Raw genomic sequence first — 15,318 nt, 5'->3', positions numbered from 1 at the left:
TGCTGACGGCGTTTACATTTTAGCTGAAAACTTAATTCACTAGATGGATCGCTAATTGCTTGGCTACAGGCCAAGACTCGTTTATTCAGTTTATTAGTGCTTGGGCCTGTTTTTTGTTTCTGACGCGCTCTAAAAGCAATAATTCGAAAGTTTTTTTGTTACGATATGGCTGGAAAACGAAGTCAGCGTATAATTGAAATTAAGGAAGAGCTCGTTCAGCGGGTTCAAAATGGACGTCGTCGCCCAGGCAATTGGTTTTTCTCGAACCGGGAGTTGGCTAAGCAGTTCAATATTAGCTATCAGACTGCGCACCGACTGATAACAGAGCTTTGCCAGGAGGGATATATTCACCGAACGCCTGCCTCAGGAACTTATGTTGCGTCTGAGCAACGACCACCAATTGGGGTTGCTGTGTATTTACATCCGGCATCTCACGTGGAATTCAGCTACGGTTGGATTTTTAAGCAGCGTCTCATTGAACGTTTGGAGCGGGAAGGGATTGATTACGAAGTCAGAATCAGTGATAGCTTTTGTGAGTATGTGCCGGATCGTTTTGCGATAATTTGGGCAAATCGCTTTGACCTGCGAAAAATCTATTCAGATTTGCACTACAGTTTGTTGATTGACCAAGTCCCTGATTCAGGGTTGTGCTCAGTTTTTACGGATAGCATTCGCTTGAATTTTGAATCTGCCGGGCGAACTGCTGGCGAGCTGATGAAGTTACGTAAAGACATTGAAAAGCCGCTCATCCTCTGTGGTCCTCTGGCGTCTGTAGACATTAGAGATATTCTCAACGGATTTTTAAGTGTGTTTCCTGACGCTTTAGTCCGAGAGGTCGATTCATGGGATCATGCTGCCTACTTTACAACAGCCAAGGATCTATGGAAGTTGGAGGCCGATGCAGTGTTTTCAACTACCGACTGGGCAACTATATCAAATGCCAGAGCGTTGAATGGACAGATGCCGCATATTGGATTTTGCTACACGAATGAGTCGCTCGATTGCAATGTGACGAACTTAGTTTATCCTTGGGACCAGTTGATAGATGAGGCAGTACGCATCTATCGAAAGCGTAGTATGGGTGATTCATCTGTTGCCACTCAGCATGTGCTCAATGTTTCTTTGACCGGGGCGCGACGTTGGATGAACGAGAGCCCTGCTTGAGAGGCCCTGTTGTTTAGTTTGCGTGTTGTCTAAGTTGCCATGCGGCACATGTTCGCTCGGGGTTTGCTATCTTCATACCAGTTTGACCTGCAGGCGCTCGGCTAAGCTTGCACACGTTTGCTGCATGAGGCTATCTTTGTTAATCATTGCTGAGTGTATCTCCTATCGCCTGATGTCTTATAAAGTCTTCCTAATATGAAGAGAAATTGTCAGTTTTATACTCTTATCATAATTGGTGCGTGGCTCGTTCAAGTCTGTTCAGCATCGCAATCTGTACTGCTAAGTAGTCTGAATCGAGTCAGCGATATTAAAACTGCGGCGTGGCAGATTGAAGGCCTTAGCGTAGATGCGGTCGAAGGTGGTCCTGAGGATTTTCATGTTGGCTGCCTCCAACTGAGTGGTTACTCGAACTTTGGTGGCGCCAAAGGGGATTTGACGGTCAATGCAAAGGTTCCGGAAGGCATTTCGGCTCTTAGATTTAACGCTCGCTCACTACAAAATGTTAAGCGAATCGGAGTTCAGATAACCGATGCGGAAGGTGAAGTGCTCTTTTCAATGTTGCCAGTTATTTCGGATGAATGGGAGGTTCTAAGTTTTGATATAAAAGAGGCGAAATTTGTTCCAGCGTATGCACAAGAAAATAAAAATGGACAGCTTGATGTGCCACTTAAGCGAGTAAACGTTGTATGGTTTACAGAGGATGCTGGTGAGGTAGAGCTTGAAATTAATTGCCTTGTTGCAACGCTAATCGATGTAGATGATAGCAGAGCGTTGAAGTTTGATCTAGGACTACAAGCCGCCGTGGAATTTGGTAGCCAGGCATTCGGCCAAGTTGTAGTCAGTAATTATACAGATGAGCCTTATGATCTAGTACTTAATTACGAGATGCAACTGGATAGTCGGCTTTTGGCTCCGCCAGCTCCACTGGGCGACCTAGGTATTGATCAGGCTAGTGGTAAGCGTTCATGGACGATGAATGGCCTAGAAAACGTTAGCGAAGGCACATTGACTGACGGCGACCACTCTACGAACTACAGCTTTAAGTGGGGGGCTAATCTTACTGAAGCCACGCAATTCATCGATTTCGGTGAAGCCATAAAAGTGGAGACGCTACGGATATATGCTAGCGATGCAAATTGGGTGTTCAACGCAGATATTGAGGCTTCTGTCGATGGTGTAAACTACATGCCTATTGATGGCTTCGCGGATATGGATTGGCATGGCCGTTGGGGTGAGTTTTTTATTCATGCCAATGAGCCTGTCGAGGCTAGCATGCTGCGGATACGCTATCATCGCAATGGTGAGAAAATGGAGGCGCTTCGGCTTCCGTATGAGATAGCTGTCTATAATGGCGTCGCGGATGAGCCTCTCGAATTTCCTCAGATTGGTAAGGCTACGGATGCAGGTTCAATTCGTGCTACCATTCCGGCGGGAAGCTTTAAAATTGTGACTCTGTCAACGAAGCAACCTCTCAAATCTGGATGCTATTTGGTGTCCATAATGAATGCCGATGCGGAAGTGCGCTGGATAGACTGGGGGAACTTGTTGGTCTTGCCAGCGCCTTTAGAATCAATATCGCCGAATTCGCCCTTTGGTTTGAATGGTTCGCTCACTGAGCTCGCGGGCATTAATCGCGAGTTGGGGATCGGGTGGATGCGCTTTGAAAACCTCAAGTGGCCAATGGTTTATTTAGGCGATTCAAAATATAATTTCACCGGGAAGGTTACCCCTTGGCGTGTCAATGTGGATAATTACGTCAAGTCATATCGCGATGTTGGGATTTCAGTACTGCCATATCTTTTCGAAACTCCAGAAGTTGAATCGACCGGACGTGGACAGGAGAAAAATGTACTCCACTACCCACCGCAGGATTATCAAAAGTATGCGGAGTTTGTCTTTCAGACAGTAGCGCGCTATGGAAGTCGTAAGCATCCGGAGGATGTGCTCTTGACTGAAGATAAGGTGTCCGGCCTCGGGTGGATGAATACTTATGAGCTTTGGAATGAGCCGAATCTGGATGCGCCAGCTTGGGGACATTGGGTTGGATCAATGGATGAATACATGAAAATGTTCGTTTTGGGCGCCAAGGCGGTCAAGCGTGCCGATCCGACTGCACGGGTGGCCAATGGCGGTTTGGCTGGAACCGAGTTGAGCCTGGTGGACCAATTTCGCACCTATGTCCATGATGATGGTACCACGCCTCTGGATTATATCGATGTCTTGAGTGTGCACCACTATACTGGCCCAATTGCGCCTGAGATTGCCACGGTTAACACCAATATTCAGAGGGATGGGTCGACGAAAGGACTCATGACTTTTGAAGACAATCTCAAGGCATTGATCGGCTGGAAGAAACTCTATAAGCCTGGGCTGGAAATCTGGATGACGGAAACGGGCTATGACACTGGTGGCCCGCATGCGGTTAGTTATCGGAAGCACGCGGCTTTTACGCCGCGTAATATTCTGACGACGCTCGGATATGGCATCGATAAGGTGTTGGTTTACCGCGAAAAGGGATCCACTCCATCGCTGTATTTATCGAGTGGCATGTTGGATAATGATTTCGCGGTGCGTCCAGCTTTTTTAACTTATGCCACTTTGATTCGTGTGATGGATGGGGCGGAGTTTTTTATTCGTCTGCCCCATGACGATGAGAATGCCCGTTGCTATGGCGCGGTGGTGGCCGGGGAGCCAGTGATTGCTGCCTGGGCGATTGAGGGCGAGGTTCGGCTTGGCTCCGAATTAGGTGAAGGGGAGGTCATTGATGCATTTGGGCATGTGTTAAAACAGGAAATAGGAGCAGATTTCCCACTCACGATTTTTCCCACATATTTCAAATGCATAGATCGCGATGCGGTCAAGGAGTGGTTTGCGCAAGGGCGTGCGTTTGCTCAACAAGTTACCCGCGAGGAAGAAAGATTGAGCCAGTTGCGCACATATCTGTTTGATTTTGGTGATAATGGTGCTGGTTCGATTCAGATGGGAGCATACCGGCCATTCAGTCCTGTCGTTGCAGATACACTTTTTCATACGAATGATCGATATGGGTTTTCGCATGCAGACAGCAATCGGAGTAATTCTGACTATAAATGGATTCCTGATCCATTGGATTCGGATTCGGTGAAGTTGCTTCCTGATTCAAAGTTTTTATTCCGCGCTGAGCCAGGTCGCTACGAACTGACCATCAGGTGTGTTCCTATAGGTGAGGCATCAACCATCGAAATTTCGGGATTGGTCGGGACTAATTTAACAAAGCAATATTCAAAGAGTGACGACCTTTTCGTAGTGGATGTCCAAGTCGGAAATGAGCCAGTTGAAATTTCTTTGTCTAAGGGCTATGCGCAAATTTACTGGCTATCGCTCATCGAAACAAATCCTAGTGCGAGTCTTTGAATAAAAAGCAATTTCTTAAATTTAACGTGCGGAAGGTTCGCACATTAAAAATACGTCACCCCTAAATAATGTATTGTTATGACTAAGATATCGTTATCTGTCGGAGCGTTGCTACTTGCGACGTCTCTCCACGCTCAGCAAGTTTTCACCCCGGCTTCATGGGGTGATCTTACTTTTCTTCAATTCAGTGTCGCCTTTGATGCGCAGCCGACCCTCAGTGATCTTGCTACTTCGCCCAGTATCGTACCAGCGACCTCGCCGGACGGTTTTAGCTTGGGATCAAATGGGAGCATTGGGAATTTCTCCAATGGCTTTGCATATATTGATTTTGGGGCTGACTTTGCCAGTGTTGAAATTATTGAACTCTGGACCGCCTACAGAAAGTTCTCCACTCTCCCTGATCCGGCAACATCATTTGGAACGCTGTTTTGGTCCGATAGTCAGAGTCAAACAAAAGGAGCGGTTGGCACCTTTGAGGATATCAACCCTGCTGATTTTAACTTTGGCACGGCTACGAGTGTTGATGCTCCAAATACGGGTTCTGGCGTAACTTGGTTTCAGGATTTTGAGTATTCAACTCCGGTAACACCCTCGCACAGATATTTGATCCTCGGAACCGGCAGTAATGGCTTTGAGGCTGGACGCGTGACAGAGTTGGCGATTATCACCGCAGCGATTCCTGAGCCAGCAACGTATACGCTTTTGTTTGGTGCTGCCATCTTAGGGCTTGGTGCACTGCGTCGTAGTAAGCGTAAGAGCACAGCTAATTGAGCGCGTTACGTTTGCTCTTTTAGGATCTGAAAATGAATGGGGAGTGTTCCAATCGGAGCAGGGGGCTCCCCATTTATTTGCTCAGGTTTTTGCGCTTATCAGCTCGAGTTGATCGAGTGTAGTAGCGTCGGTGGTAATACTTTTATATGGGTATGTTGACGTCGCTTATTCTGGTGTTTAAACGGTTGCTTAAGGAAGTGTTTTTAAAGTTAACTATAGTCAATAGTAACTGAAAATATACACATGTTATCTGAGATATGGAATGCTCTAAGATTATTATAAGAAATGCCTTTTTTCTTGTACTCCTACAGGCTGCATTTGCAAGCATGTTGCTTGCCGAAGACTCTTCTGAGTCTATTCGGGTGAAGTTTACCAGCATTAGCTGGGATAAGCCTATTCAGGAGGAGCTATTTGTTCTTTCAGGTGGAGAGATGATGCCTCTGCAAATTCACACAATGCAGCGCTCGAAGCTTGTAGATTATCGGGGCAATAACCCAATTATCTTTTATCGCAAAAGCTCCAATCCTTCTGCAGATATCCAATTTGTTCCAGTTGCTCAAGTCAGGGTTAACTCTTCGCTTGTCGAGCCATTATTTATATTTTTCAAGCAGGCCGATGACTATAGGATATTTGTGGTAGAAGACAGCTTTGAAGCATTTCCAGTAGGAAGTTATCGGTTTCTAAATCTTACAGATAAGGATATGATTGCTCAATTGGGCTCCAATAAAATAGCGCTTAATCCGCGTACGTTGGATGCTCTCAAAGGCCCTTTCGAGAGAACACTTGAGTATCAGGTTGCTTTTGTTGTGCGAGAGGAGGATGGCTTAGCGCCGATATATTATAATCGTTGGATGCATGTAGAGAATTATCGCTACCTCATCCTCATTTCAGAGTCGAAGTCCAGGGATACTGGGCCGATTAATTTCCGCATTCTGTCGGATATAAATTTAGCACAGTAGTGTTTGAATCTGTACCCGAAAAGAAAAAGCCAAGGCGAGCAAAGTGATCATTAGGTTGGATGGCCTCTGCAAGCTCGACTATCCCTCGGCCGCTCCGTCGGTTAGCGGCCCACAGCCCCATGATGATCAGAGCGGGTTTGGCCCAATGGTAATCAGTGAGCCATTGTGGCGGCTCAAGTCCTCCAGCGGTGGAGGCCACTGCATAAAGGTTTTCCGAAATCTGCGAAAAGCCAATGAATGTAAATGCGACGACCACAATGCCGGCATACAACATGAAGCTACTGCCAAAACCGTTGCAAAGTGTAGGCTTTTCCTGACGTGTTGCTGAAGCTGCGATGAGCGCAATGCATGCGAAAGGCGCCATCAGGCAAAAGCTAATCACTATTGTAGACAATGTGCTAGCCAGCCAGAACAGTGAACAAATAAGAGGAGTAGCTGCCAGGAAAAAAACTGCCCCAAAGGGTTATTGCGCCTACCTTGCCATCGATCCAGACCTTATAAGCCTACGACAACTCCAGCTAAATAAAACAATGACCATAAGCAGGAGCGCCCAGTGCATCACTTCACAGAACGGCTCGGTTAGGCTGAGAATAATTGCATTCAAGCCATCCAATAGTGGCGTTAACGCCTGGTTGATTGGAACTGTGTGTGGGCTATAGAGCTTTTTCCAAAGTATGAAAGTGGCGACGCCCGAAGTGAAGGGGGGCGTGTAAAAAAGTGTGCGGTAGAACGTGCTCCTGGCCGCGACGCCACCCAACAGTATGAGCACAAACAGGCCAGCCAAGGTGAGCATGAAGGCGGACGATCCCATGCCCAGTGCGGTGAGTAGGAGGCAAGGCTCAACTAAGAGACAATCTGCGATTACGAGCTTGCGCACTCGACAGCTGGGACCGTTGAGGCCCTAGGCCCACGCAAGGTTTACTCAAGTTAGTTTTGCTTTTCATCACTTTAAACCTCCAGCTTGCCGATTGATTGGTAGTAGGCTTTATGGAAGGGATTGAAGATCCACTCGGCAGGAACGGTATTGGTGTGGTTGACTGACGTGACACCTGTATGCTGCTAATCGAGCAATGGGCATATCAGTTTGACATTTCATGCGTCTACAGGGCTTGAGCTGACCATAATTTACTCTGTAGTAACTTCTAACTGAGATCTTCTTGGATGTCTTTAAGGCTCGAAGTCATTATTTCCAAAACCCCAACAATCTAAGGATTGCCATACTCTATGACCTCATCTTGCTCCATGCTTAATCGTATTGTTCAGCTTTTTATATTCGGTGCGACATTGCTTCTCTTGCCTATCTTGCATGCAGAAACTGTGTCGGGCGTTGGTGCTATTTTATCTTCGGCGGCAATGAGTGAGTCCGGATATAATACGGCGGAGATTTCTATTCGAGATGGGCAGCCAGAGACGCTACCAAATGGTCATCGAATTACGCCAATGGCAGTCAATGTGTGCTTTGCCTCAACTTTTCAGTATGCCAGTTTGGAGCCGAAAAACCGTGCTGAAATCCCAGGTGCTGTGAGGCGCGTGTCTCTTTGGATTCGCTCGCCTTTGGATGGTAGCTTCCCTGTGAAGATACTGTTTGAAGGGGAAGGCGGTGTGAAAAAGAACAACGAAGGAAAAGATTTTACCTTCTACATTTCAGGTCAGCAAATCACTGATGCCTGGAAGGAATTCTCATTTGAAATTCCATCTGATTGGCCAGCTGGTTTAGCAGTGCGACAATTGGTATTCAGTAATTATGATGAGCAAGGCCATCCTAGCGAGGCGCCATTTTATTTTAGCGATCTGTATGCAACTTCGGATGTTCACTTAGGCGCTAGTGGACTGCTGTCGATGAACTTGAGCCCTGCTCAACCGTCAGGCATATTTACAGCATTCTACACAGAATTTTCGACGCGTATTCTAAATTGGTCTACAGAAGCTGCACCTTGCCAATTGAATTGGCGTATTAGTGACTATACTGGCAAGGCATTGGTGCAGGATCACGCCACGCTGTCTTTGAAAGATTCTGTATCGCATCCGATCCAATTTGTGGCTCCAGGATATGGGTTATACTTGCTTGAAACCTCCACGGTTGTAGGTGAACAGAATCTACGCACACAGTTGCCTTTCGCCGTGATTCCGAAGCCATTGAAACTATCCCCTGAGGAGATTGATGAATCGCCGTATGGCATCAACATTATGGTGGCGCGCAAAACGATGCTCGACGCCTTCTTGGAGGCGGGCATTCACTGGTTCAGGGATTATTCTTTTTCTTACGGCTGGTTCCAGCAGTCGCGCGACGAACAAGGAGGTTACTCCAAATGGCCTAATATGCATGGTTTGCTGGCTGAGTATCAACAGCGCCCGGAGTCTCGATTGTTGGCGGCATTTTGCAAAAGTATCCAGCCGCCTGAAGAGGGCAAACCGTATGGACCAGATGCAGAATGGCGGGCAAATGTTGCGCGCATACTTGGCAGCTTTCCAGAAATCCGACATTGGGAAATGGACAATGAGTATGACTTGATTACGCACGGGAATTTTGAGCTCGAAGAGGCCATCAACTGGGAGAACTACAAGCGCTTTCATGAGGTCACGGGAAAAATGATCGATGTAGTTAGCGACGGAGACATTCAATTTGTGAATAACGGTGATGCGGGGCTCTTCCCTGAGCGGACTGAAGCATTCATTGAAAGTGGCGCTCTCGATAAAGTCGATGTTTTGAGTTTTCATCACTACACGGGCATTGATCCACCTGAAGTCAATTTATTGAACCGGAATACGGCGGGTGATGAGTCTGGGACGACTGCACTATTCCTTGATCAATTGCGTGCACTGGTTCGATTGGCAGAGAAGTCTGGCAAGCAGACATATTTATCTGAATTCGGCTGGGATACGCGTGCTGGCTATGTGGTGAGCCCTGAGCAGCAGGCGTGGTATTTTCAACGGTGTTTCATGCTGCTGAAAGCCGCGGGCGTGACAAAGGGCTTTTGGTTTTACGACATCGATAATGATAAGGCGAATAACTTCTTTGACGGCTGTGGACTCTTTACCTGGCAGCTTGAGCCTAAGCTCGTCTATTGCAGCACGGCAGCTATCACCCATCTATTGCCTAATCCAGAGTATGTGGGCATGATCCATGCAGGCGAAGGAACGTGGGGATATGTTTTTCGGCAGGGGGATGATTTGGTAGCCAGCTTGTTTCTTATCCATGGCGATAGCAGCGCGAAGAAGGTGAGCTTTGATACGGAAAGGGTTTATGGTTTTTTGGCTAACCCCGTGTCGGCCTCTAACATTACGCTCTCGGAGGCGCCGGTGTATGCTGTCGGCATCAGCGAATCCAGCCGCTGGTATCAACAGACTGCGTATGAGCTAGTTTCGAACTATGTGCCGACGGCCAGTTTAGGCGATGAAATTACAGTTAGTTTGAAAATCAAAAATAACCGCAAGGGCACCATCAAGGGCAACTTTAGTGTTGATGTGCCTTCTGCATGGATTGCGCCAAAGACGCCGTTGGAATTCAATGTTGGCGTCGGTGAAGAACGCGTGCTGCAGTATGAGTTTACGATCCCACGTACTGCAGAGTTGGGTCTTTATTCCACGAATGTGGTGATCCGCGAAGGAGATGATGTAATTAAGTCTATTCCTATGAAGGTGCTTTTGCAAAGCGCCATAGAGCTCAGTGCTTCAGGATTGAGTAATCAGACCGGTTCCTGCGCAGTCGACATTACGTTAAAGAACAAATCACGAAGCAGTTTGGAAGGCGCCTTGGAATATACGGCGCCTGTGAATTGGCGTATTGAATTCGATGAGGAAGGAGAGGTGCTTCAATTAGCATCGGGAGAGAAAGCCACCATTCGCGCAACTGTTGACTGGCAAGTTTCCGATATTGGCAATACTCCTGCAGAAATCACTTTCATATCAAATAATGAAGTGATGCAACGGACTAGCCTGATCCCACCAGCTTGGAAGGTTGCGCAGGCGGAGGGCGATTTGGTGAAGTTGCCTTTCGATCATTGGCCAAGCAAGAGCCGCATCCCCGATTGGATGTTGGGTAATTCCAGTGGTGTTGGGAAAGCGGCGATCTATCTTGCCTGGGATCGCGAGGGCCTGCTCATCGGTATGGATGTTGATGAGTCGACCGCTTACGCGGACAATCCCGAAGCATTTTGGAGTTTGCAGGATGTGTTGGAAGTGATGCTAAATTCCAATATGGAGACTGGCTCCCAGGTGTGGGATGAGGAAGACCGGCATTTTTGGATCATGCCGCAAGTGAAGGACAAGGATGTCTACGTGGGGCGCTGGAAGCAGAGCACGCAGAAAACGGTTACGCTCGGGCACGATCTTGAAGTGGCGGGAGTCTCGTCGGCCAAAGAAAATGGCTACCGCCTCGTGATGCGCTTGCCGTGGAGTGAGCTTCCAGGATTTAACCCGACTTCGGGGCAGGAAATTGGGGCGCTCTTTCGCTTGAAAATTGCCGATAATACCGGTGGCCGCGTTGTTTATTGGCCATACAATATGGACCAGTACCGCGCTGATCCCAGTCGCTGGGGTAAGCTGATCCTTGGTGAGTGAGGGGCCACAGCGATCATGTAGCCAGTAGCATATTCAACTGAACTATTCCAAACCATGAAGCCGCTTGATTATGTCAATGTCCTGCAGGGGACCGCATCGACGTTCGATTATTCGCAGGGGAACACGTTACCGATTGCAGCGTTGCCGTGGGGAATGCATCACTGGACGCTGCAGACTGCGGTAGGTCCGTGGTATTTTCATCCAACGCACGTCAAGCTGCAAGGCATTCGGCTGACGCATCAGCCCAGCCCATGGATCGGCGATTATGCCACGATGCTGCTGACGCCATTTCATGGAAGCATGCAAGCAAGCGTCTCAGAGTTAGCGTCGAGTTGGGCGATCGATCAGGCAACGCTCATGCCTCACATGATGCAGGCTACGTTGCTGCGTTATGGCCTGGAGTTTGAGCTTGTTCCGACTAGGCGTGGTGCGAGGCTCTGCATCAAGCGAAATAAGAGTGAGCGCATCAAACTCAAGATTTCGGCTTCGGAAGATCATCATTGCGCGTTGGAAACGGTAGGGGAACATCGCGCGCTTAAGTTTATATGCAAAGAATCTGACGCCACTTTGCCTGCAGGCTATGTATTGCATTTGCTGGGAATTGCTGATCCAGACCCCGTGCATTTTCACCGCTTGAACGATGGCGGCGTGTTGGAGTTTGCCGATGATGTCGAGCGCGTTGAACTGGATCTGTCCGGATCGTTCATCAGCATCGCGCAGGCCGTCATCAATTACGAACGCGAATTAGCGGATAAGGCGAGAGATCAGATTGCCGCAGAGTCTGCTGATGAATGGAACCGCTATCTGGGACGCATCGAAATAGAACCGGTAGATGAGGATCAATGCAAGACGTTCTATTCGTGCTTGTATCGCGCCTTGCTCTTTCCGCGCATGCTGGATGAATACGATGAGCAAGAGCGTCGCATTCACTACAGCCCGTTTAGTGGCTCTATCGATACTGGTCCGCTGTGTACAGATAGTGGATTTTGGGATGTCTTTCGCACCGTTTATCCACTGCTTGCGCTGGTTTATCCCGATAAGTTGACGGACATTCTGAATGGATGGTTGAATCTTTGCCGTGACGTCGATTGGGCGCCGCGCTGGCCGACCTACAAATTGCGTAATTGCATGATCGGAACTCACTTTGACGCGGTTGTCGCCGATGCAGTCGCCAAGGGCGTCACCAACTGGCCAGTGGAGGAAGCGTTCCAGTACATCTGGAAAAATACTAGTACCGGAAACAGCACTGGCATGTATGGGAGAGACGGGCTGGAGGTCTATGATCAATTGGGCTATCTGCCCGCAGACCGTTATCCCTATGCAGTCGCGAGCACGTTGGACTTTTGCTATAATGATTATTGTGTATCGAAAGTGGCGGCGCATTTGAACCACCCTGAAAAAGCTGAGCACCTATTGCAGCGTTCACAGAATTACCGTCGCGTCTTTGACTCCGATTTTGGATTCATGCGTGGGCGAAATGCGGATGGAGCGTGGAGCGCCTCGTTTGATCCGTATGAGTGGGGCGGACCTTACATCGAAGGCGGACCTTGGCAATGGACGTTTCACGTGCCGCATGATCCGCGCGGTCTCGCGGAACTATTTGGCGGCCATGATGCGCTTTGCGCCAAATTGGATGAGATGCTAAGCATCGCGCCGCGTTTCTCGGTTGGCTCTTATGACATGGAGATCCACGAGATGACGGAAATGGCGCTGGCTGGCTTTGGTCAATATGCGCATTCCAATCAACCGGTTCATGCCTACTTATATTTGTATGCCTTGATGGGCCAGCCCGAGAAAACACAGCACTGGGTGCATCGCGTTTTAACGGAGCTCTACGGATCAGATCATTTTCCTGGAGATGAGGATAACGGCGAAATGTCTTCTTGGTATGTGCTGTCGAGTCTAGGGCTCTATCCGTATTGTCCAGGGCGATCGGATTACGTCCGCATCGATCCCCTTATGCCAGCCGCGACGATACATAACCCCGTTGCCGCAAAGCCAATCCAATTGCATCATGGGCAAAGCAGTGCTGCAGGCTCTTGCTTAGTTGAGCATGCTGATTTGCTGAATCAGCGCTAAGGCTCCGGTGAGAATGCTCATACCAGAAGAGCTGCCGGTAAAGGGGCGAAACCTTGACCGTGTATGAGGGCAACACAACGTATTTTCAAGTCATTCGCTTTCTTCTTCCAATTGGACCGATTGTAGATTTATGATTTATCAGAACTATCATTCACAGCATGCGCCATTTGGCGCATTTGCATCTTTTAATGTTGGGTTGATTCGGCAATCTGGCGGGTTCGGACAGTCGCTGTGTCGTCCCGAGCAAGTGAAGCAAAACGTCTATGTCGGGTATCGGGTGCTTAGAGCGGAGGAAGGCGCCGATGCAGAGGGTGTTGTCTCTCAGTGGCAAATGCTGCCATTCTTCGAAGCGCCGCAGTCTGCCGTGAGTAATTATACTGATCAGTTTAATGTAGCGCAGGGAAATACTGAGCATCCTTATCGACTGATCGATGAGCGGGATTTTAAGCGCACGCTGCGCGCGGCCAGTGATGCGTGGCGTGCTGATTGCGAGCGCTTTACTTTCAGTATCCTCACGCCCTACGAGCGCGTGCCTGACCCGCGGCATATGACGCGCGAAGAAGCGCGGCGATACTTGGCGCCATCAATTTCGGCCATGATTGAGTATGACAATCGATGCGGCGACTACGTGGTTGAGTTGATGTTTGGCATCGGCAGCAAGGATCATCCGCAAAGGCCACTGAATGATGCGGGAATCGCTTTAACGGGTTTCGCCATCGGCAATCAGTTTGGCTATGCTACGGATGCGCCGGCGGAAATGCGTCAGGGTTTTGATATTTTTAATCCGAAGATTATGGATAGCCGTGGTCTGCATCTGATCGGTGGCGATGCGGCATTGATCTTTCGCGTGTCTGTTGGGGAAAAGGTGGCGTTCCCGATCACATTGGGCTTCTACCAGGATGGCGAGATTACGGCCGGTATTGAGTCGATCTATGCTTACACGAGGTTCTTTAGCGACCTAGGTGATGTGCTGCTTGAGGGTGCATCCAATTTTACACGGCGCCAAGAAATTGCTGCAGCACGGGATCAGGAGTTGAAGGAATCCGGGCTGGATGCTGATCAGCAGTTTCTCTTGGCGCAGGCAATCCACAGCTACTACGGCAGTACGCAACTAATGTGGACCAATGATGGGCCGCTCTGGATTGTCAATGAAGGTGAATACCGTATGATCAATACCTTCGACCTCACGGTGGATCATCTCTTCTTTGAGATGCACTGGCACCCATGGGCGGTGCGGGATACTTTGGACTTGTTTGCAAAGCGTTATGCCTACAGGGACACGATCCGCGTGGGGCCTGTTGGTTCTGAGCGATATGTGGCTGGCGGCATTTCCTTCACGCACGACATGGGGGTAATGAATAACTTCTCGCCGCCACACACTTCGAGTTATGAATGCGTTGGGCTGGAGGGATGTTTCAGTCACATGACGATGGAGCAATTGCTCAATTGGGTGCTATGCGCAACTTGCTATGCAGAAAAAGCCGATGATTCTTTGTGGCTTGAATCGCAGCATGATACGCTGATGGCCTGTACCGAAAGTATGCGCTTACGGGATCATCCAGACCCTGCACTGAGGGACGGCGTTTTAAAGCATGACAGCAGTCGCTGTGGCGCGCAGGGTGCGGAGATCACGACCTACGATAGTTTGGATGTCAGTTTGGGGCAGGCGCGTAACAACCTATACCTTTCGGTAAAAACGCTGGGAGCGTGGATATTGCTCGAGCGGGCCTTTGCGCGCTTGGGTGATGTACAATCATCTGCCGATGCGCGCACTAGCTCTAAGCTGCTGGCCAACTCGATTATCGAAAAATTCGAGCACGATACGGGCTTCTTTCCGGCAGTTTTTGAGAAGGGAAATCGCTCGCGAATACTACCGGCGATCGAAGGCTTTGCCTATCCCTTGTTCTTGGGTTACGACGATGCCACGGACTTGGATGGGCGCTTTGTAGAATTACTCTCCATGCTCAAGACACATCTCTCGAAATCATTGCAGCCTGGTGTCTGTATCGATCAGGAAACCGGCGCCTGGAAGATCAGCAGCACTAGCCATAACACTTGGTTCAGCAAGATAGCCTTGGCTCAGTATGTGATCAGAACGCTCTTCCCTGATATTATCAATGATGTGGCCAAGCGGGGAGACGGCGTACATGCTGCCTGGCAAAGCCTACCTGCTTGCGGTAAGGATGCCATGTGCGACCAAATTATGAGCAACACAGGCGAGAGCTGCGGCAGCCGTTATTATCCACGAGGGGTGAGCGCCTGGCTGTGGACAACTGAATGCCGTGTTGGCAGCGAAGCATTCTCGTGATTCAAGTCGGCTGAGACATCTATCTGCCCAGTGATGTATTCTATTGGTTACGTGTTTAATGCTGAATATAATCTCAATGGCTCA

Annotated in this window: 8 protein-coding genes; 7 read left to right on the top strand and 1 reads right to left on the bottom strand. The window is 48.9% G+C overall.

Going from position 1 to position 15,318, the window contains the following annotated elements; translation table 11 throughout:
* The first annotated feature begins 165 nt into the window (after positions 1-165).
* From RBB63_RS10100 to RBB63_RS10085, 4 genes are all read left to right on the top strand, one after another.
* Positions 166-1,164 (top strand): GntR family transcriptional regulator, encoded by a 999-nt coding sequence (locus tag RBB63_RS10100; protein WP_309383758.1) that lies wholly within the window; start codon positions 166-168, stop codon positions 1,162-1,164.
* 195 nt (positions 1,165-1,359) lie between these two features.
* Positions 1,360-4,557, top strand: coding sequence for a GH39 family glycosyl hydrolase (locus tag RBB63_RS10095; protein ID WP_309383756.1), 3,198 nt, complete (start codon positions 1,360-1,362; stop codon positions 4,555-4,557).
* Between the two features lie 78 nt (positions 4,558-4,635).
* Positions 4,636-5,328, top strand: coding sequence for a PEP-CTERM sorting domain-containing protein (locus RBB63_RS10090; RefSeq protein WP_309383753.1), 693 nt, complete (start codon positions 4,636-4,638; stop codon positions 5,326-5,328).
* A 257-nt stretch (positions 5,329-5,585) separates the two neighbouring features.
* Complete coding sequence (locus RBB63_RS10085) at positions 5,586-6,287, top strand: hypothetical protein (RefSeq protein WP_309383751.1); 702 nt, start codon at positions 5,586-5,588, stop codon at positions 6,285-6,287.
* Here RBB63_RS10085 and RBB63_RS10080 read toward each other — a convergent pair.
* A complete protein-coding gene (locus RBB63_RS10080) occupies positions 6,247-6,651 on the bottom strand; it encodes a hypothetical protein (RefSeq protein ID WP_309383749.1) in 405 nt (134 codons plus the stop codon). The genes RBB63_RS10085 and RBB63_RS10080 overlap by 41 nt on opposite strands.
* Positions 6,652-7,529: 878 nt before the next feature.
* Here RBB63_RS10080 and RBB63_RS10075 point away from each other — a divergent pair.
* From RBB63_RS10075 to RBB63_RS10065, 3 genes are all read left to right on the top strand, one after another.
* Positions 7,530-10,847 (top strand): sugar-binding protein, encoded by a 3,318-nt coding sequence (locus tag RBB63_RS10075; protein WP_309383746.1) that lies wholly within the window; start codon positions 7,530-7,532, stop codon positions 10,845-10,847.
* 54 nt (positions 10,848-10,901) lie between these two features.
* Complete coding sequence (locus tag RBB63_RS10070; RefSeq protein WP_309383744.1) at positions 10,902-12,926, top strand: GH92 family glycosyl hydrolase; 2,025 nt, start codon at positions 10,902-10,904, stop codon at positions 12,924-12,926.
* A gap of 130 nt (positions 12,927-13,056) precedes the next feature.
* Positions 13,057-15,234, top strand: coding sequence for a glycoside hydrolase family 52 protein (locus RBB63_RS10065; protein WP_309383743.1), 2,178 nt, complete (start codon positions 13,057-13,059; stop codon positions 15,232-15,234).
* Positions 15,235-15,318 lie beyond the last annotated feature (84 nt).

Source organism: Cerasicoccus frondis (genome assembly GCA_031296915.1).
GTDB lineage: Bacteria > Verrucomicrobiota > Verrucomicrobiia > Opitutales > Cerasicoccaceae > Cerasicoccus > Cerasicoccus frondis.
Note: the sequence above shows the minus strand (reverse complement) of the source record. Positions and strands in the feature narration are given on the sequence as shown.